The following is a 17,418-nucleotide window of genomic DNA, read 5'->3' as shown; positions in this document are numbered from 1 at the left end:
AAATAAGGTTTTTTTATTTACTTGTTTTTTATTTTTTGTAATATTTTAATGCGATTATTTCGACCAGCGGTGAATTTCTTGTCTAAATGGACTGAAAAGGCGATTATTCGGTTTCAGTCTATTAATTAACATTTATTAACTGAAATCACATGAATTATTAACATTTACAAAACAATATTTTGGAAATGTTCGAAATTGATCAAAATAAAAAAAATGTTTTATTTCGGTAATTTATTTTAACCAGCATTAAATTACTTAAGTGAAAATATTATTAAAATAATATTCCGAATGATGGTCAATGACAATATTTTATTCTAAAAAGCTAATTTCATTGACAGAAATAGATCAAAAAAAAATCATTTTTTTTTCCACCAGTTTATTTTTTCTAAGGATTCAGCCATTTTTATGTCAAATTCTGAAAAACTGGTTTAAAAAATTAATAAAATCGAAAAAACTAGAAGGAATATCGTAAAGTAAAGGCTGCATCGTCTTCCCAAAACCCTGCGAAATCCTGAAAGTTAATTGCAGGCTTCCAATAGCCTCCAAAATAAAAATTGGATCGGTTAAGATTATATTCAAGACCTACGATCGCATCTAAACCATAAACATTGTAATCTTGATCACTGGTGGCAGTCCATGGAGGAAGCCCTTTTCCCTCTTTCCACATTCCATAATGAAATCCTCCCCCAACATACCATTCCAGATCTCTTATTTCCCTAATATCCATATGATGCTCATATAGCAAAGCAGCAACCCATCCCTTCCATCGGTTATAGACTAACAAATCAACCGCTCCCTGATCAGAAACAAACTTTTTTACTGTAGCTCCAACATTTGTACCTCCTGTGACACCTATCATAGTGTTATAATCTCCTATTTGAGACATAGCCTCTTTTGGCATTAAAAAATAAGTCAAACAAAAGACTGTGGTGAATACAAGTAGTTTATACATCGGGTAAAATCTTTTAATGCGAAAAATTAATAATATTATTCGGTGTAATACAATAATCACATTTTATATCGAAATCTTCTTCAGGAATCTCCTTAACCGGCTCAAAGAAGCTGAGACCAATTTTTAATACATCCGGATCTATTTTTGCTAAAAACCGATCGTAATATCCCTTCCCATAACCAATTCTATTGCCTTTGAGATCTACTGCCAGCAGAGGAACGAAGACTACTTGTAAAAGCTCATCATCTGCAATTTGAGAAGACTGGGGAATAGGGATACCAAAATCATCCAACTTAAAACTCATTGAAGGTTCAAGTAAAATAGTCTCCATTTCATCAGTCTCCCTATTAATCCGCGAAGCATAAATGTTCTTGCCTTCAGAAAATAAATACTCCATTATATAATGTGTATTTACTTCCCTGAGTCTTTCAATTGGTAAAAAAATATGAAAATGGCTTAACTCCGGGTGCTGCTTACAAAAAACTTGGACTTGTAGGTTTATCTGTTGCGATAAAACTTCAATATCATTCCTAGACAAATCAGTTCTTTTCTTCCTAAAAATCGCTCTTAACTCAGATTTACTAGGACTCATATTCCAAGACCATCATTCTAAAATCAAGTGGGTCAAAACAATCCAATAGCTCGTGGATCAACTCTTCATTACCCAAATAAAATTGCATCATATTCACCACACGTTCTTGTGGGCTTCCTCCCGGCTTGACAAACTCTTCAATCGCCTTCCCTCTTTCCAACTGGACATGAAGCTTTCTCTCCTCAGCCTTTCTTAACTTCGTACTCATTTGATCGATTATTTTCAAAGCACGTACTTTTCCTGCCGCAAAAGCACTTCCAAGACTTTTTTCTAAGGTAGCCGCCTCTTTACCTTTTTGATCAAAAATCTCAGAAATAGCATTTCGCTCAAGCGCTAAGCTTATGTCTATCCCCGATTCTGACAAAACGAATTCCTTTTTCCACTCAGCATAAGGCTTAAACAAATCGGTCACACTCCAATTTAACTGACCCATTTTGCGAGTCACATTGGAGTCAATAATCAAAGCGAAATTTCTTGGCAACAAAACCGGGAAAGGGACATTAAAATGATCAAAAACCCCAGAAAGCTGTAGCCAATAAACTACTTCTGCGGGCCCTCCTAGATAGGCAAGGTTTGGAAGGATCATTTCTTGATACAAAGGCCTCAAAACAACATTTGGACTGAATCGCTCTGGATGGTCTTGAATTAGGGCCTTAATTTCCGATTCAGTGAAGTGTATTTTGGTATTCAAAACAGAGAAGCCTGATTCCGTTCTCTCGATTCGCTCACGGATTCCCTTTTCCAGATAGAAGAAATTGATTTCCCTTGGGAAAATCTGACTCTTATAGCCTAGAGATTCTAGCTTTTCTGTGTTGCTAATTGCTTTTTCGAAGGGGACATGTGAAAACAAATCACTCTTTATCACTTCTTTAAATTCTGCTTTAAGTTCTGCCGGAGCACCATCTACTATGATTATCCCCTCCTCTCCAAAAAGCGAATGGACATATTTTCTTGCAGCTTCTGCCAAAGTTTTAGAACTGGAATAGGCACTTTTAAATACTTCTGCCACAAATGGAACAGTCTTCAGGAAATCCTTGAAACTTTGATTTAATTCAAAATCCCCAACCGCTCCTGTTTGACTTGAATTCCATTGGTATTTTTTTCCATCCATTTTGAAGTAATTAATTTCTTCAAAATCATGATCTTCTGTAGCCATCCAGTACACTGGCACAAAATGAAAGGAAGGATATGCCTCCTGAAGCTTTCTTGCCAGATTGATCGTGGATACGATTTTATAAATGAAATAAAGTGGCCCTGTAAATAGATTAAGCTGATGCCCAGTTGTAACAGTAAAAGTCTTTGAGTCTGACAGCTTTTCAATATTTTGAGCAACAGCCTCTGTTAATTCAACTCCCGAATATTGCTTTTTCAAGCTTTTCACCAAAACATCTCGCTTCTCCTGATCAAAAACCTTCTTTTCTATCGCAGATTGAAAACTGGAAAGAGCGGGAAGATGAGTATAAAATGGCTTTAGAGCTGATTTACCTTGAATATAATCTAGAAAAAATCTTGAAAATTGTCCTGTTTGATCGAGTTCGATGCAGTGTTTTTTCATATGATTATATTTTGTTTTTTTTAAGGCCATATGGAATCTCGCAGAAGTAAATAATCCTAGTTTTTGACTTTTTAGTCATGCTCGATTTCATAGGTAAAGGCAGGTGTATTTCTGAGTCATCGAGAACATAAAGAGCTCAGACAAAGTTTATCATTTTTTTCAAATTATCAGTTTTCCTTATATCAACGGAGATTTTAACTTGTTCAACTTGTATATCTTATCATTAAAATCGCTCGAATTTAGCAAAAGCATTAGCTTTGTTATCCAAGAAATATGATTCCATACCATCGATTTTTCCTCAAAAACGGCTTAGAAGTGATCATTCACCAAGATCTAGGCAGCAAAATGGCAGTTTTCAACCTTCTCTACAAAGTGGGTTCAAAAAATGAAACATCCGGCAAAACTGGGCTAGCACATTTCTTTGAACATTTGATGTTTGGTAGCTCGGCCAATGTTCCGGTTTTTGATAGAGAGTTAGAGCGCGTTGGAGGGGCTTGCAATGCATTTACCAGTCCAGACATTACAAACTATTACATCACTTTGCCGGCGGCAAATATTGAGACAGCGTTCTGGTTGGAGTCTGATCGGATGCTACAATTGACCCTGAGCGAAAAAACCATCGAGACCCAACGAAAAGTGGTTCTTGAAGAATACAAACAACGCTACCTCAATCAACCCTATGGTGACGCATTCCACCATTTGAGAGATATGGCTTTCGATTCTCATCCATACAAATGGCCAACAATCGGTCAGAAAACTGAAGATATTGAGAATTTTACACGTGAGGATGTTTTAGATTTTTATGAAACTAATTACCAGCCTGGTAATGCCGTATTAGTATTAGCAGGTGCTCTTGACCCCAAAGAAATGGAAAGATTAGCCACGAAATGGTTTGGGGATATTCCGAATCATTGGATTTCAAGAAAGTCAATTCCCAGGGATAGCCAACAGACGGTCAAGCGGGAAAAATTCATAGAAGCAAAAGTACCCACAGACGCGCTATACAAAGCTTATCGAATGCCAGCGAAGCTAGAAAAAGGATATCTGGAAGCTGATTTAATCACCGATCTTTTAGGATCGGGAAATTCCTCAATTTTAGAGCAGACCTTGGTGAAAAACGGAAAACACTTTGCCTCAATCAGTGCTTTTATTTTAGGATCAGTAGATCCTGGTTTACTTATATTTTCCGGCAAAATGGAGCAAGGTGTTAATTCAAAAGAAGCAGAGGAAATTCTGGATCAGGTAGTAACTCAGTTTTTGACAAGTGACATTTCCGAACATTCCCTTCAGAAGGTCAAGAATCAAGGAATCGCAATGAAGACCTATGAATCCATCAAGCTAATTAATCGTGCTATGAACCTTGCATATTATGCACATCTTGGAAATCCGGATTTATATTGGGAGGAATTTGAAAAAAAATCTGAACTAGGAAAAGAGGACATTCTCTCTTGGGCAAACCTATTGATTCGGGAAGAAAATGCCTCAGTCTTACATTATCAATCATTACTAACATGAACAAATTCAGAATTGGATTCGGTTACGATGTCCACCAACTTCGAGAGGGATATGATTTTTGGCTTGGTGGAATCAAAGTCCCCCATGAAAAAGGAGCAGTAGGCCATTCAGATGCCGATGTGTTAATTCACGTGATCTGCGATGCGCTCTTGGGAGCAGCAAACTTAAGAGATATAGGTTATCATTTTTCAGACAAAGACCCAAAATACAAGGGGATCGACAGTAAGATTCTCTTGGATGAAGTCATGAAACTTATCCGGGAGCATGGTTATGAAGTCGGGAATTTAGACACTACCATTTGTTTACAACTTCCAAAAGTAAATCCACATATTCCTGCCATGAAGGCCTGCCTTTCTGAGGTAATGAATGTCTCAGAAGAAGATCTATCCATCAAAGCGACAACTACCGAAAATTTGGGGTTTGTGGGTAGAGAGGAAGGGGTTTCAGCTTATTGTACTGCATTGATTTATAAAGTATGAGTGAAAAGTTAACACTAATCGTCACCGAAGATGGTTCTCATTCGCTTTACCATGAAAGCCTCAAAGAGACATACCATAGTTTTCACGGTGCTTTCAAAGAGTCCATCCATGTATTTATGCTTTATGGATTGGATGCCTGGCTTATGAGAAACCCTCAAAAAAAACCGATTCGTATTTTCGAAGTGGGATTTGGCACAGGACTAAATGCCTGGTTGACTCTGGTTTGGGCAGAACAAAATCAAATCCCTGTACTTTATCATACCATTGAGCCATTTCCACTGGATGAGGAAATTTATTCCCAGTTGAATTACGGAGACATAGATGATGGCATTTTCCACTACAAGCCATATTTACAGCGCTTGCACAAAGCAAATTGGAACGAAGGTGTAGTAATATCTGAGTATTTCAACATGAAAAAGGAACAGACTACTCTGGAAGAAGTAAGGCTCTATCCTAGTGACGTAGTATTTTTTGATGCTTTCGCACCATCCAAGCAGCCAGAGCTTTGGACAAAAGATCTATTGGAGAAAGTCTCACAACAATTAAATCATGGAGGAGCATTGACCACTTATTGTGCAACCGGGGAGCTCAAGCGAAATCTAAGAGAGCTAGGTCTTACCGTAGAAACACTTCCTGGACCTCCCGGTAAAAAGGAAATGACCAGAGCTTGGAAGCCTTAAACTCTTGATGGCATTAAATTGGATAAGGTTTATGTCATTTGCGGTGCTTTTATCATCTCGCAACATGTATTCATGTCCTTAAAATCTTATGATGCTACAAATTGTATTTCTTTTTTTCTCACTCTTCAACCTTCAGGTAGCCGAAGCAGGGGATGCCAAACTCCAACTGATGATCCAAGAACGAGATCAGTTACAGGCTCAATGGAAGGAGTCAGAGGCTAAAAAGTCTGGAATCTTTGGTAACCGTACCAAGAAAGACATGATCGAAACTAATCAATGGCTAGAACGAATACTCGCAAAGGACAATCAGATCATGGATGAACTCAGGATGATTGGATCCATTGAAACTGCAGTAATAGGCCAAGAAAAGGAAGATTACAAAACCATCTCTTTCAGATTGGAAAATCAAGTTCAAGCCTTGAGGCGGGCCTTAGCTGAAAAAGATCAGGCAATCTCAGAAAAAGTCGAGGCTAGCCGAACTTTTGAATGGGCTAGCTTCATTCTTTTTCTTGTTTGCTTGGGAATGGGGGTTTGGATCTATCGAATCAAAAAATCACTTTAACCGTGCGATTGGGGTTCTGGCTCCCTTTGTCTTCTGCTCCAAACTAACTAAAACCTCAGCGTCCAAGGGCAAAAAGATATCCACTCTCGACCCAAACTTAATAAAGCCAAATTCTCCGCCTTGCTCTAATTCAGAACCTGGCTTCACGTACCATTTGATTCTTCTTGCCAAAGCTCCTGCAATCTGACGCACCAATAACTTTGTTCCATTTGGGCTTGAAATCACCATTGTTGTACGCTCATTCTCAGTACTAGACTTCGGATGCCAAGCAACTAGGTATTTACCAGGATGATATTTAAAATACTCCACCACTCCTTTAATTGGGGATCGGTTTACATGCACATTGATTGGCGACATGAATATCGAAACCTGAATTCGCTTTTCTTTCAAGTATTCTTCCTCCATAGTCTCCTCAATCACTACGACTTTCCCATCCGCTGGAGCATAAACCAAACCATCGTCATTAGGAAGTTTAATAATCGGGCTCCTAAAAAATTGAAGTATAATCAAGTAAATAATTATACTTCCAATCATTGCCAGATTAGCCAATAATTCAGCTTCCGGCATGAAGTAATAGATTAGAAAATTTCCAACTACCAGAATAATCAATAGCCAGAATAGCAATGTACGTCCTTCGCGGTGTATAGTCATAAGTATAAAACAAAGAGGCGTAGAGTTTACTCCACGCCTCAAAGATAAAATAAAGTTTTGAGAGAAGCGACTTAGAAGCCTCCTCGATAAGTATATGTCTTGGCCACTTTATCGATTGCCACGATATAAGCAGCAATTCTCATCGGCACGTCATATTTTTTTGATGCTTCATAAACATTATCAAAGGCATCTTTCATAATTCGATCTGATCGCCTATTCACACGATCTGCAGTCCATTTATAGCCTAATCGATTTTGCACCCATTCGAAGTAAGAAACGGTCACTCCACCGGCATTCGCAAGAATATCCGGCACAGCCATGATTCCTTTCTCATTGATGATTGCATCCGCCTTAGCTGAAGTTGGTCCATTTGCACCTTCTACAATCAGCTTTGCCTTAATATCATTGGCATTATTCATGGTGATTACATCTTCCACTGCTGCTGGCACTAATACATCTACATCAAGAGTCAATAGATCCATTGCATTCTCTAACTTATCCCCGCCGGTGAAACCTTCAAGATTTCCGTTATTAGAATCTCTGTAAGCAACTGCCTCTTGGATATTGATTCCCTTTTCGTTGTAGAAAGCACCAGTATGATCCGAAATAGCTACGATCTTTAAGCCTCGCTCTTCTAAAAGAATCGCTGCCCAAGAACCCACGTTTCCAAATCCCTGTACCGCACATGTCGCCTGAAAAGGATTAATTTTCAATTTTTGCATCGCAGCAAGTGCAGAGACCATTACTCCACGACCTGTAGCTTCTGTTCTGCCAAGAGATCCTCCCAATACCAACGGCTTACCTGTCACTACTGAATTGACGGTCATACCATGAGCTTTGGAGTATTCATCCATTAGCCAAGCCATCTCTCGAGGACCTGTACCCATATCTGGTGCTGGAATGTCTTTGTCTGGACCAAATACATCGATCAAAGCCAAGGTATATGCCCGCATTAATCGCTCGATTTCACCTTTAGACATTTCTCTAGGATTACATCTCACGCCACCTTTACCTCCCCCATAAGGGATATCTACTACAGCGCACTTCCATGTCATCCAGGCTGCTAGTGCTCTGACCTCGTCGATATGCACATCCGGTGCAAATCGAATTCCGCCTTTGGCTGGGCCTAGAATGTTGGAGTGGATCACTCGAATCCCCTCAAAAACCTGGATTTTTCCATTATCCATGGTGATCGGCAGGGAAACGATAACTTGTTTGGCAGGGTTTTTCAACACATTATAGACCTCTTCTGAGAGTCCGAGCTTTTCAGCTGCAATGTTGAATCTTTCCATCATTGACTCTAAAGGATTTTCTTTGTCCTTAATCGGAGCCGGTTCAATGTAAGCCATATTTGGGTTTTTGATTTAGTTATTCAATCGCAATACAATATTAAGCAGTTTTTCTATGTCCTAATGAGAATTTAGAAGATTTTAAGGAAAGCAGTGATAAAAGGGGCCGATAAAAGCAATCCATCAAATCGATCCATAAAGCCTCCATGCCCAGGAAGTCCTTTTCCAGAATCTTTAATCTCTATCGACCGCTTAAAAAGCGATTCGATCAGATCTCCATACGTCCCCGCAATAATTATAATCCCCGCTATCACCAGCCATTTCCAATCCTCTATTGCGTGAAAATATTTAGCTAGAATAAATGCTACACCTATTGCAGAAAATGCCCCTCCAAGAAAACCTTCCCAAGATTTCTTCGGGGAAACGCGCTCGAAGAGTTTCGTTTTTCCAAATTTAGTTCCCGCAAAATACGCGCCTGTATCCGTCGCCCATAAAATCAAAAGAGAACCGATTAGAATCTCATAATTGTAAACAGCATCTACCGAAAAAACTGCCAAGTTCAACAGTGAGAATGGAACTGCAACATAAAAGATTCCTAAAAAAGTAAACGCTACGCCAGTAAAGGGTTTTTTGTCGGTCTTTCGATAGAGTTTGATAAAAAATGTGAGGGAAACAATCGGGAAAATCATGTACAAATACTCAGTACGTAAATGCTCCTTTTCCACCATGAAAGTCAGAGCGAAGATCATTAAGCCTAAGAAAGTCCCAAAACTTTTCAATGGCAACATGCCATCGAGGCCACTTAATTTATAGAATTCCATCTGGGAAAAACCCAGAATACAAGCAAAAATCAGAAAATAAGTCCATTCAGAATATATACTCCCTGCCACAATGACTAATGCTCCAAAAAAAGCAGTGATCGCACGCTGTCCAAGATTACTGTAGTTATTAATATTAAAACGTGATCTCATTCTGGACAATCGTTGAAGCTAAAATTGAGTTTTCTCTTTGAACAAGAACTTGATAGGTTCCAAACAGCTTATAAACTGTTTCCATTTTATTGAGCACCACAGCTTGGATCCCATGTTCTTCCAGGACACCTCTTACAATTTCAGCTCTCACCTCAGCTCCCGATTCAAATACTTTTATCCAATTCTCCATTGGGTCTGTTTATTTTCTTAAAGTAATAGATTCCTGCCAAAAGACCCAATAAACCAATCATTGCTGCAGGGTATGAAACTGTATCTGTTGATTCCATATCAAATTCAATAATCCCCTCATTTGCCATATAAACCATGATTATTGTGATGGAATTATTGAGTATGTGTGCCAATATAGGATAAATCAAACTTCCTGAAAATAAATAAAGATATCCGAAAACAGCACCTAAAAACATGCGTGGAAGAAAACCGTAAAATTGTAAGTGAATTGCCGAAAAAATAATGGCTGTCAACCATACTCCAGCATGGGCTGATCCAGTATAAAGACGCATTTTAGGTTGTACCACTCCTCTAAAGAACATTTCTTCACCTATTCCCGCCAAAACCCCGATTACTAACAAACCCATCAAAAATTCCGGAATAGTTTGAAAATCAGTTAAATACTTTGTCAACTCCATGAGTTGTTCTTCTGTTTGTTTCATCCAAGATTCTAATCCTGACATAAATTCAGGCAGGACTAATTTAGAATTGAAATAAACCAACAGAGCGTTAAAAAGCATTCCGCCTAAAGAGATGAGCAATACTAAAGATGCTCCTTTCCAGGTAAATCGAGGCAATTGCACCTCCCAATGCAAATCTGCTTTGTCAATGAATCGACTGATGATATACGCAGCTACCCAAAAACCTATTCCCGATCCAATCCCCTGAATAAAAAACATCGCCATTCGTCCGTTTGGGGCAGAAAAATCGCCTGACATTAGCCCCATAATATCTTCTATAGAAACTCCGAAAAGCGCAGGACTTAATGCAAGTGCAATTACCTGAAGGATAATTAATACGCCAAAAGCAACTAATACAATGACTACCAGGGATAAAAGCCAACTCTTTCGTTTGGCTATTTCTGAATCGGTTTCGTATATCTCCATATTTTGAGGTAAATTTACGGCAAATTTAGAATAACAAGTGGTTAAGATAGGAAAGTTGGAGTTAGGAGAGTTCCCATTGTTGCTTGCACCGATGGAAGATGTGAGCGATCCGCCGTTCAGGGCAGTGTGTAAGCAGCATGGTGCAGACCTGATGTACACTGAGTTTATCAGCTCAGAAGGTTTGATTCGGGATGCCGCCAAAAGCGTAGCAAAACTCGATATTTTCGATTACGAGCGACCAATCGGAATTCAGATTTTCGGAAACGAAATCGAATCCATGAGAGAGGCTGCTGCAATCGTGGAACAAGCCAATCCAGATATTTTGGATATCAATTATGGTTGTCCGGTAAATAAAGTAGCCTGCAAAGGTGCAGGGGCAGGTATTCTTCTTGATATTGATAAAATGGTCTCGATGACCGCTGAAATTGTGAAATCAGTCAATATCCCTGTCACTGTAAAAACACGTTTAGGCTGGGACCACAATACTATACGAATTGTAGAGGTAGCCGAGCGGCTTCAGGACGTAGGGATCCAAGCCATAAGTATTCACGCCAGAACCAGAGCTCAGATGTACAAGGGCGAGGCCGACTGGTCTTATTTGAATCTTGTGAAGGCTAATCCAAGGCTACATATTCCGGTTTTTGGTAACGGAGATATTGATTCGCCTGAGAAAGCTTTGGAGTACAAAAATAAATACAATGTTGATGGAATGATGATCGGTAGGGCTTCGATTGGATATCCTTGGATTTTCAATGAAATCAAACATTACCTAGCCACAGGTACTTACTTAGATCCGCCTGGTTTGGAAGATAGAATTGCTGTAGCCAAAAAACACCTGGACTTTTCTGTGGAGTGGAAAGGGGAAAAACTAGGAATCTTAGAAATGAGAAGGCATTATACTAACTATTTCAGGGGAATGCCAAATTTCAAGCAATATCGATCAGAAATGGTTACTGCAGAAACCTATGAGCATGTCTGCGAAATTTTAGATAATGTAGCCGATATCTACGCTGACCATGTGTTTTAGAAATTAAATCCTCAGAAATTATCCTCTGAGGATTTTTTTTAAAACATTTCAGATTGCTTTTACTTTTTTTGTAACTGGCATTAGCCTCCACCCTCCTTATGACATCAATCAAATCAGATAGTAATCTTGCCAATTGGGGATTGCTTATTATTCTAGCTCTAATCTGGGGCAGTTCATTTATTCTCATTAAAAGGGGACTTGAAATTTTCTCTCCCGGAGAAGTTGGAGCTTATAGAATCGTGGCCGCAGCTACCTTTCTTTTACCTCTTTCTCTTCCGAGGGTAAAAAATCTTTCTAGTGGACAAATTCAAAATCTGATAATCGTTGGTTTAGTGGGAAGTTTTATTCCAGCTTTCCTTTTTGCAAAAGCCCAAACCCAGCTCAGCAGCTCACTGACAGGAGTCCTCAATGCCTTAACTCCACTTTTTGTGGTAGTTGTAGGTGCCTTATTTTTCTCCTCTAAAATCACACTTAGAAATGGAATCGGTTTAGGAATTGCATTCATTGGAGTACTGGTTTTAGTCACAGCAAAAGAGGGAGCAGAATTTGGAGCCTTTGAAGGCATTAATGCGTATGCCTTTTTTGTAATCCTTGCTTGCGTCTGCTACGGTTTCAATCTCAATCTGATCAAGTTCCGTTTCGAAAAACTTAAACCAATAGAAATAACTGCAATCTCACTTCTTTTGGTCTTGCCCGTGGCTTTGATTTACTTAATGGCTGGCACCAACTTTTCTTACAAAGTAGCCAATGTAGACGGAGCCATGGCCGCTCTGGGCTATGTGACTTTATTGGGTGTATTGGGTACTGCGCTTGCCCTGATCCTATTCAATATCATGGTTAAAAAAGTCACCCCGGTATTTGCCAGTTCGGTAACTTATCTGATACCAATCGTTGCGATTTTCTGGGGGGTTTTAGATGGTGAAGTCCTTTTGTTTGGACACTATTTAGGAATAGCAGCGGTGATTTTAGGGGTTTGGTTTGGAAATCGAAAACGCTAATTGAGAACTAGTTTTCCGCATAGTATTTCTTCAGATCCTTCTTATTCATTTCCATTTCAATGACTTCCTTGGGATGAGCAACAATCAATTCAGTAAGTTTGGATACTTCAAACGTACCATTATCTGTTGCAAACTTCACGGGAATCACATTATACTTGAATTTATCTGATCCATCTTTTTCAGTCTTCAACACCGCCATCCTCACATGCAAACCGGAACTGTAATTTTCCCCACTAGATTCAGCAAGTATATCACCCGGAAATACCTGATCACCTACTTTTACCTTTTCAGAACCAGGTTTTAAGACCATCAAGCGAGTAATGGTTCCATCTTCATGATAGATTTCAATGTGATTTTCACTATCTGCAAAAAAGAGATTCTCCTTGTTGCTGGAAACTGACATTTTCACTTCGGCGATTATCCCCTTTCTAGGAGCTACAATTTGAGTTGGCTCTTTGAATCGAAAAGAAACACCTACATATTCATCATTTGAACGATTAGGCCCCAGATTATTTTCTATATGAGTCATTTGCTGGGCGGTCACTTCCGCTCCTTCGGCAACAGGAATCAAAAAGATAGGCTCGCCTTTATTTTTCCCATAGACATTGCCCTTGGCAAATGAATAGGAGTAATTCAAATTTGTCCCTTGACCCACTAGTGTAGGTCTCAATTTTGTCAACTGAACTCGGCCTGGGGGAGCTATCGCGGTAACTACCCTTCCACCTGTCGAAGTTAGGTTTTGAAGGGTAGTGAAATTAAGAATAACCGAATAAGGAATTGATTGCGTGTTGTTTGCGAAAATCAACACATTCCCATCCTTATCTCGTTCTGAGTTTACTGTAACCTGTGCAATGGATTCAAAAGAAATACATAGAAAAAGGAAAAGAGCGATATTCGAAAATCTCATTGAATTAATTTATTAAGAACCTTGACCCCAAGATTAGTTTTCAAAAAACTAAAAACAAAGAATATCAGGAAAAAATTGAAAAAAAAATCATCCCCCATTCATCCGCTGTCTCCAGGCAAAGGCAAGCATAGGGAGTTGTTGATAGCTATTGATGCCAGCTTTTACCCCTTGACTTTTTAGGAAAATATCATTGGATTTTCGGCTCAACTCAATCGAAAACGGCTTAATCGCATCGCTCGCTTTTTGGATAGAAATCAAATCTGCACGAATCCCTTTATCTAAAGTTTTTATCCAATCTTTATATTCATCAGGTGCCATGCGATAGAAATCTCGAATCTGATACATCAGCAACCTGAGTTGACCTGAATAGCGCAACAATGAACTATCGCTATTTGCACAAATCACCCACGCGATAAAATTAGCCTCCCCCTCATTCGTGACTCCATAGCTGTGAGCCATCTCATGTGCTACCGTAAAAGGCTGCTCCAAAGGGTGCAGTGTCGGATCGATGTAGCTTTCCCCTGTAAATGGGAAATAGATCCCTAGAATCCCCATTTTCCGCATAAAACCCGGAGGGGGAAAAAGTTTGGTTCGTGGTTTTCCGGTAAAATTTAAGCCTAGTAAATCCAGGTTTTCACCCATGTTTTGTCTGACTAAAACCTCAAGTTCGGAATAGGGTAAAATCGATTCAATTGCAATAGTATCGCTTGCAATAGTAGCTCTGAATTGCTTCGCGAGTCGAGAAGTAATTTGAATTTCAGATTTAAGCTGATCAAGATTCAATGATTTTGGATCCAGATTTAATTGCTTAAAGATGGGCGTTCGCTGATAGTTGAATCCCCAGAGAACTAGAAAAAAGAATACTAAAGCACCAAGCCCGTTGATTATAAATCTAAAAAAATAGAAAGATCTAGATTTCCATCCTTTCCTTTTTAGAAATCTAAAGAGGACAATACCCAAAACCAGAAAAACACTGGCTATAAACAAATAAACGCTGGGAAAAGGTAATTTTCCCAGCGTTAAATCTATGACATTCCGGATTCCCGGAAAAAAGGTTCTTGAATAAATCTCATCAGTTTTCTCAGGGTTTTGAACTGCAAAGTAGCGCACTATCAAAGCTAAAGCTCCGAGAATCGCCCAAGACCAGTCTCTTTTTCCCATTGGAAAGATGAATTAAATTCCCTCTGCCTGAACTTCCTTAACCTCTGGAAGCATACGTGTAAGCAAGTTTTGAATTCCTGCTTTCAGCGTGACAGTAGAAGAAGGGCAACCTGAGCAAGAACCCTGAAGTAATACTTTTACGATTCCTTCCTGAAATGAATGGAAAACGATCGCTCCACCATCTTGCTCCACAGCTGGTCTGATGTACTCGTCAAGAATTCCTTTAATTTTTTTCACTACCTCGGAATCGTCTTCATTGAACAATGGGTCTTTGTCAAAAGTCGCCTGTACCACAGTCTTTCCTGACTCCAGATATTGTCTGATATGGTCACGAATAATAGTTTGAATTTCCATCCATTCTACCTCTTCAGATTTTGTAACTGTCACAAAATTTGATGCAACAAATACACGTTTCACAGCTGCAAAATTGAATAATTCCTTAGCTAACTGTGAGTTATCAGCACTTTCGGCATCTGGGTAATCGAAGCTGACTCCATCCTCTACCAACATAAAGTTGGCAACAAATTTCAATGAATTCGGATTTGGATTAGCCTCCATATAGAGGTGAACGGGTTTCGCTTGTGCTTTCAGCATGATTGGTTAATTTTTGATTAGAAAACCGATTTGAAGGCATTAAGTTCCTTCAAATCGGCTTTTCCTTCAGAATCTTTTACTTAAATGGGTGGCCTGTGGCAGCATACCAGATGCCTCCGTATAGATGCTTTAAAAAGACATCGTCTTCCCATGCAGAATCCACATGGCCAAGCGCAGTATAAAATACTCGTCCTCCTTCAAACTCATGGTACCATGCCATTGGATGATTTGCTCCATTACCTTTTGCCACTTTGTAAGTTTTCTCATCTGCGTTGATTAGCACTTTCAAATCAGGGTTAATGTCTTTGTATTCATACAATTCATCTGTCCACATCCAGTTTTTTGGGAGATGCCAAGTGGAAGGATGATTTTGATCAACGACTTCCAAACGAAGGGTTTGTTGGGCTGGATGGGCTAAAAAGTAAGCCCCCATCATTTTATTGTACCAAGGCCAATCATATTCGGAATCCGCTGCGGCATGAACACCAACAACTCCCTTACCACTTCTGACAAATTTCTGTAGGGAAGCTCGAGTTTCCTCATCGAAGATAGTCCCGGTGCTGCTGACCAAAATCAGCACATCGTATTTAGCAAGATTTTCCTCTGATAGCACTTTTGGGTCTTCTGAAGCGTGTACACTGAAGACTTGTTTCTCACCCATCTTCTTTAATGCAACTACTGCATTTGGAATGGACTGATGTCTAAAACCCGCCGTTTTTGTAAAAACCAAGGCTTTAAATTGTTGCGCTGGGGCAATTAAGATGACACTAAAAACTAGCCCTAGGGCAAGTAAAATCTTTTTTGAATTCATAGTTTTAAATTATTGGGTTTTTGAAGCTTGTTAATTCTTAATTGATTATTTCAAATTTTTCACCTGCTACTTTTCTTGAAAAGGCATTAAAATGCCACCATTCAGAGCCTATACCTGAAAAGCCTGAGCTATTCATCACTTTACGAAGTATTTCTCGATTAGCAAGTTGCTGCCTTGTAAGTTTTCCAGCTGCCATCATTTCCATTTCTCGATCAGGGTATGCCTCATACCCAAAAAAATCATATGTTGTCCCCATATCTAGTGGCATTCCTGACTCATTATCAAAAATCGTCAGATCAACTGCTACCCCAAAGTTGTGAAGACTCCCCACTTTTGGATCTGCCACATAAAGAGGCTTGATACTATCTGGCCTATCTAGATTATCCCAAAGAATCTGCTGCACACTAAGCGGACGTACTCCATCATAGATCAAAAGAGTCAAATTTGGATACTCCGATTTTAATTTCCCCTGGGCCTCTTTAAGCATATCGGCTACTTCTGGCTGCAAATAAGCATGGGTAAGTTCACCATATACATCCTGACCAAAAAAGTTATCTGTTGTACTATACTTCAACTCGACCTTGATCCCAGGAATATATTCCTCAAGATCCACCAAGCCTTGAGCTATCAACTGCTGCTCGAGCGAAAGTGCTTCTCCCTCAGTTGGTACATCCGGGATAATCTCTTCCATCTCAGCAACCAAGACCTTATCTAAACTTTCCGTTTCCCGTTCGGCTGCGCAAGAAATTAAAACTCCTAAAATAGAAACAGATAAAATTATTTTTTTTAAACTTCTCATAAGTCTTTTTTAACAACTGTCGCGGAAGCCTGAGCGGTTGGTAAAACCACCACATCTGCTATCGTGACATGAGCTGGTCTAGTTACCACAAATTCAACAACATCTGCAATATCTTGAGCTACAAGAGGTTCAAATCCCTGATAAACTTTTTCTGACCTACTCTCATCCCCCTTGAATCGGACCAAAGAAAACTCCGTCTCAACTAATCCAGGATGAATTCCAACAACTCGAATCCCAAAAGGATTGAGATCTAATCTCATACCATCTGTGATTGCATCCACCGCATGCTTGGATCCGCAATACACATTCCCATTCGGGTATACTTCCTTGCCAGCTATGGAACCTATATTTATAATGGTTCCTGATTTTCTGTCACACATACCGGGAATGATAGCTTTTGAGACGTATAGTAGGCCCTTCACATTAATATCTATCATAGCATCCCAATCATCCAAATCACCGGATTGGATCGGGTCCATGCCGTGTGCATTTCCTGCATTATTGATAAGAACATCAATAGCTTTCCAATCTTCTGGCAGATCCCCCAAAATCTCCAGAACTTTTTCTCGATCTCGGACATCAAACACCAAAGGTAAAAAGGCAGTTTCTGCTCCTAATTCTTGACCCAGTTCTTCAAGTCTATCCGCTCGCCTTCCTGTAGCGATTATAGAATATCCATTTCTCGCAAGCGTCAGTGCAGAGGCTTTTCCAATTCCGGAAGTAGCCCCGGTAATCAAAGCAATTTTGTTCTTCATAGAAG

20 protein-coding genes are annotated in these 17,418 nt (G+C 39.4%); 6 read left to right on the top strand and 14 right to left on the bottom strand.

The annotated features are described in order from the left end of the window. Positions 1–454 precede the first annotated feature (454 nt). Genes BVC88_RS08760 through bshC form a run of 3 tightly spaced genes read right to left on the bottom strand, consistent with a single transcriptional unit; the run spans position 455 to position 3,099 of the window. Positions 455–952: a hypothetical protein gene (locus tag BVC88_RS08760; RefSeq protein WP_075350300.1), complete on the bottom strand. Its 498-nt coding sequence runs from the start codon at positions 950–952 to the stop codon at positions 455–457. A 13-nt stretch (positions 953–965) separates the two neighbouring features. Further along, positions 966–1,544 carry a 5-formyltetrahydrofolate cyclo-ligase gene (locus BVC88_RS08755; RefSeq protein ID WP_075350299.1) on the bottom strand — a complete coding sequence of 193 codons (579 nt, stop codon included), beginning with the start codon at positions 1,542–1,544 and terminating at the stop codon, positions 966–968. After that, positions 1,534–3,099 (bottom strand): bacillithiol biosynthesis cysteine-adding enzyme BshC, encoded by a 1,566-nt coding sequence (bshC, locus tag BVC88_RS08750; protein ID WP_075350307.1) that lies wholly within the window; start codon positions 3,097–3,099, stop codon positions 1,534–1,536. The genes BVC88_RS08755 and bshC overlap by 11 nt, the downstream gene beginning before the upstream one ends. Before the next feature lie 273 nt (positions 3,100–3,372). On the opposite strand from bshC, the gene BVC88_RS08745 reads away from it, so the two are divergent. From BVC88_RS08745 to BVC88_RS08730, 4 genes are all read left to right on the top strand, one after another. Further along, the gene (locus BVC88_RS08745) at positions 3,373–4,614 is read left to right on the top strand and encodes a M16 family metallopeptidase (protein ID WP_075350298.1); all 1,242 of its coding nucleotides are present in this window, start codon (positions 3,373–3,375) and stop codon (positions 4,612–4,614) included. Continuing rightward, positions 4,611–5,093, top strand: a complete 483-nt coding sequence (gene ispF, locus BVC88_RS08740) for a 2-C-methyl-D-erythritol 2,4-cyclodiphosphate synthase (protein WP_075350297.1) — start codon at positions 4,611–4,613, stop codon at positions 5,091–5,093. The genes BVC88_RS08745 and ispF overlap by 4 nt, the downstream gene beginning before the upstream one ends. After that, positions 5,090–5,773 carry a tRNA (5-methylaminomethyl-2-thiouridine)(34)-methyltransferase MnmD gene (gene mnmD / locus BVC88_RS08735; RefSeq protein WP_075350296.1) on the top strand — a complete coding sequence of 228 codons (684 nt, stop codon included), beginning with the start codon at positions 5,090–5,092 and terminating at the stop codon, positions 5,771–5,773. The genes ispF and mnmD overlap by 4 nt, the downstream gene beginning before the upstream one ends. 88 nt (positions 5,774–5,861) lie before the next feature. Further along, positions 5,862–6,335 carry a Clp protease ClpB gene (locus BVC88_RS08730; RefSeq protein ID WP_083639052.1) on the top strand — a complete coding sequence of 158 codons (474 nt, stop codon included), beginning with the start codon at positions 5,862–5,864 and terminating at the stop codon, positions 6,333–6,335. Here BVC88_RS08730 and BVC88_RS08725 read toward each other — a convergent pair. From BVC88_RS08725 to BVC88_RS08705, 5 genes are all read right to left on the bottom strand, one after another. Next, complete coding sequence (locus BVC88_RS08725; RefSeq protein WP_075350294.1) at positions 6,327–6,986, bottom strand: phosphatidylserine decarboxylase family protein; 660 nt, start codon at positions 6,984–6,986, stop codon at positions 6,327–6,329. The two genes, BVC88_RS08730 and BVC88_RS08725, sit on opposite strands and share 9 nt — an antisense overlap. Positions 6,987–7,057: 71 nt before the next feature. Continuing rightward, entirely contained in the window at positions 7,058–8,335 is a 1,278-nt protein-coding gene (locus BVC88_RS08720; protein ID WP_075350293.1) for a Glu/Leu/Phe/Val family dehydrogenase, read from the bottom strand. Between the two features lie 71 nt (positions 8,336–8,406). Further along, positions 8,407–9,246 carry a phosphatidate cytidylyltransferase gene (locus BVC88_RS08715; protein WP_075350292.1) on the bottom strand — a complete coding sequence of 280 codons (840 nt, stop codon included), beginning with the start codon at positions 9,244–9,246 and terminating at the stop codon, positions 8,407–8,409. Continuing rightward, positions 9,230–9,436: a putative signal transducing protein gene (locus BVC88_RS08710; protein ID WP_075350291.1), complete on the bottom strand. Its 207-nt coding sequence runs from the start codon at positions 9,434–9,436 to the stop codon at positions 9,230–9,232. Before BVC88_RS08710 ends, BVC88_RS08715 begins: the two co-directional genes overlap by 17 nt. Then, positions 9,411–10,361, bottom strand: a complete 951-nt coding sequence (locus BVC88_RS08705; RefSeq protein ID WP_075350290.1) for a CPBP family intramembrane glutamic endopeptidase — start codon at positions 10,359–10,361, stop codon at positions 9,411–9,413. Before BVC88_RS08705 ends, BVC88_RS08710 begins: the two co-directional genes overlap by 26 nt. 37 nt (positions 10,362–10,398) lie before the next feature. Between BVC88_RS08705 and dusB the strand changes: the two genes are divergently transcribed. Together dusB and BVC88_RS08695 are read left to right on the top strand one after the other, a co-directional pair. Next, positions 10,399–11,388: a tRNA dihydrouridine synthase DusB gene (dusB, locus tag BVC88_RS08700; protein ID WP_075350289.1), complete on the top strand. Its 990-nt coding sequence runs from the start codon at positions 10,399–10,401 to the stop codon at positions 11,386–11,388. Between the two features lie 98 nt (positions 11,389–11,486). Continuing rightward, positions 11,487–12,386, top strand: a complete 900-nt coding sequence (locus BVC88_RS08695; RefSeq protein ID WP_075350288.1) for a DMT family transporter — start codon at positions 11,487–11,489, stop codon at positions 12,384–12,386. A 7-nt stretch (positions 12,387–12,393) separates the two neighbouring features. On the opposite strand, the gene BVC88_RS08690 is transcribed toward BVC88_RS08695, so the two are convergent. The 6 genes from BVC88_RS08690 to BVC88_RS08665 all read right to left on the bottom strand — a co-directional run bounded on the left by BVC88_RS08690 (position 12,394) and on the right by BVC88_RS08665 (position 17,413). Next, positions 12,394–13,293 (bottom strand): M23 family metallopeptidase, encoded by a 900-nt coding sequence (locus tag BVC88_RS08690; RefSeq protein WP_075350287.1) that lies wholly within the window; start codon positions 13,291–13,293, stop codon positions 12,394–12,396. An 87-nt stretch (positions 13,294–13,380) separates the two neighbouring features. Continuing rightward, positions 13,381–14,454 carry a DUF3810 domain-containing protein gene (locus BVC88_RS08685; RefSeq protein WP_075350286.1) on the bottom strand — a complete coding sequence of 358 codons (1,074 nt, stop codon included), beginning with the start codon at positions 14,452–14,454 and terminating at the stop codon, positions 13,381–13,383. Positions 14,455–14,466: 12 nt separating this feature from the next. Further along, a complete protein-coding gene (locus tag BVC88_RS08680) occupies positions 14,467–15,048 on the bottom strand; it encodes a NifU family protein (protein WP_075350285.1) in 582 nt (193 codons plus the stop codon). Between the two features lie 76 nt (positions 15,049–15,124). Then, positions 15,125–15,859 carry a ThuA domain-containing protein gene (locus tag BVC88_RS08675; protein ID WP_075350284.1) on the bottom strand — a complete coding sequence of 245 codons (735 nt, stop codon included), beginning with the start codon at positions 15,857–15,859 and terminating at the stop codon, positions 15,125–15,127. Positions 15,860–15,896: 37 nt separating this feature from the next. Then, positions 15,897–16,658 (bottom strand): M15 family metallopeptidase, encoded by a 762-nt coding sequence (locus tag BVC88_RS08670; RefSeq protein ID WP_075350283.1) that lies wholly within the window; start codon positions 16,656–16,658, stop codon positions 15,897–15,899. Beyond that, the gene (locus tag BVC88_RS08665) at positions 16,655–17,413 is read right to left on the bottom strand and encodes an SDR family NAD(P)-dependent oxidoreductase (RefSeq protein ID WP_075350282.1); all 759 of its coding nucleotides are present in this window, start codon (positions 17,411–17,413) and stop codon (positions 16,655–16,657) included. The genes BVC88_RS08670 and BVC88_RS08665 overlap by 4 nt, the downstream gene beginning before the upstream one ends. Positions 17,414–17,418 lie beyond the last annotated feature (5 nt).

Origin of the sequence: Algoriphagus marinus (assembly GCF_001936475.1) — a bacterium.
Taxonomy (GTDB): Bacteria; Bacteroidota; Bacteroidia; order Cytophagales; family Cyclobacteriaceae; genus Algoriphagus; species Algoriphagus marinus.
Note: the sequence above shows the minus strand (reverse complement) of the source record. Positions and strands in the feature narration are given on the sequence as shown.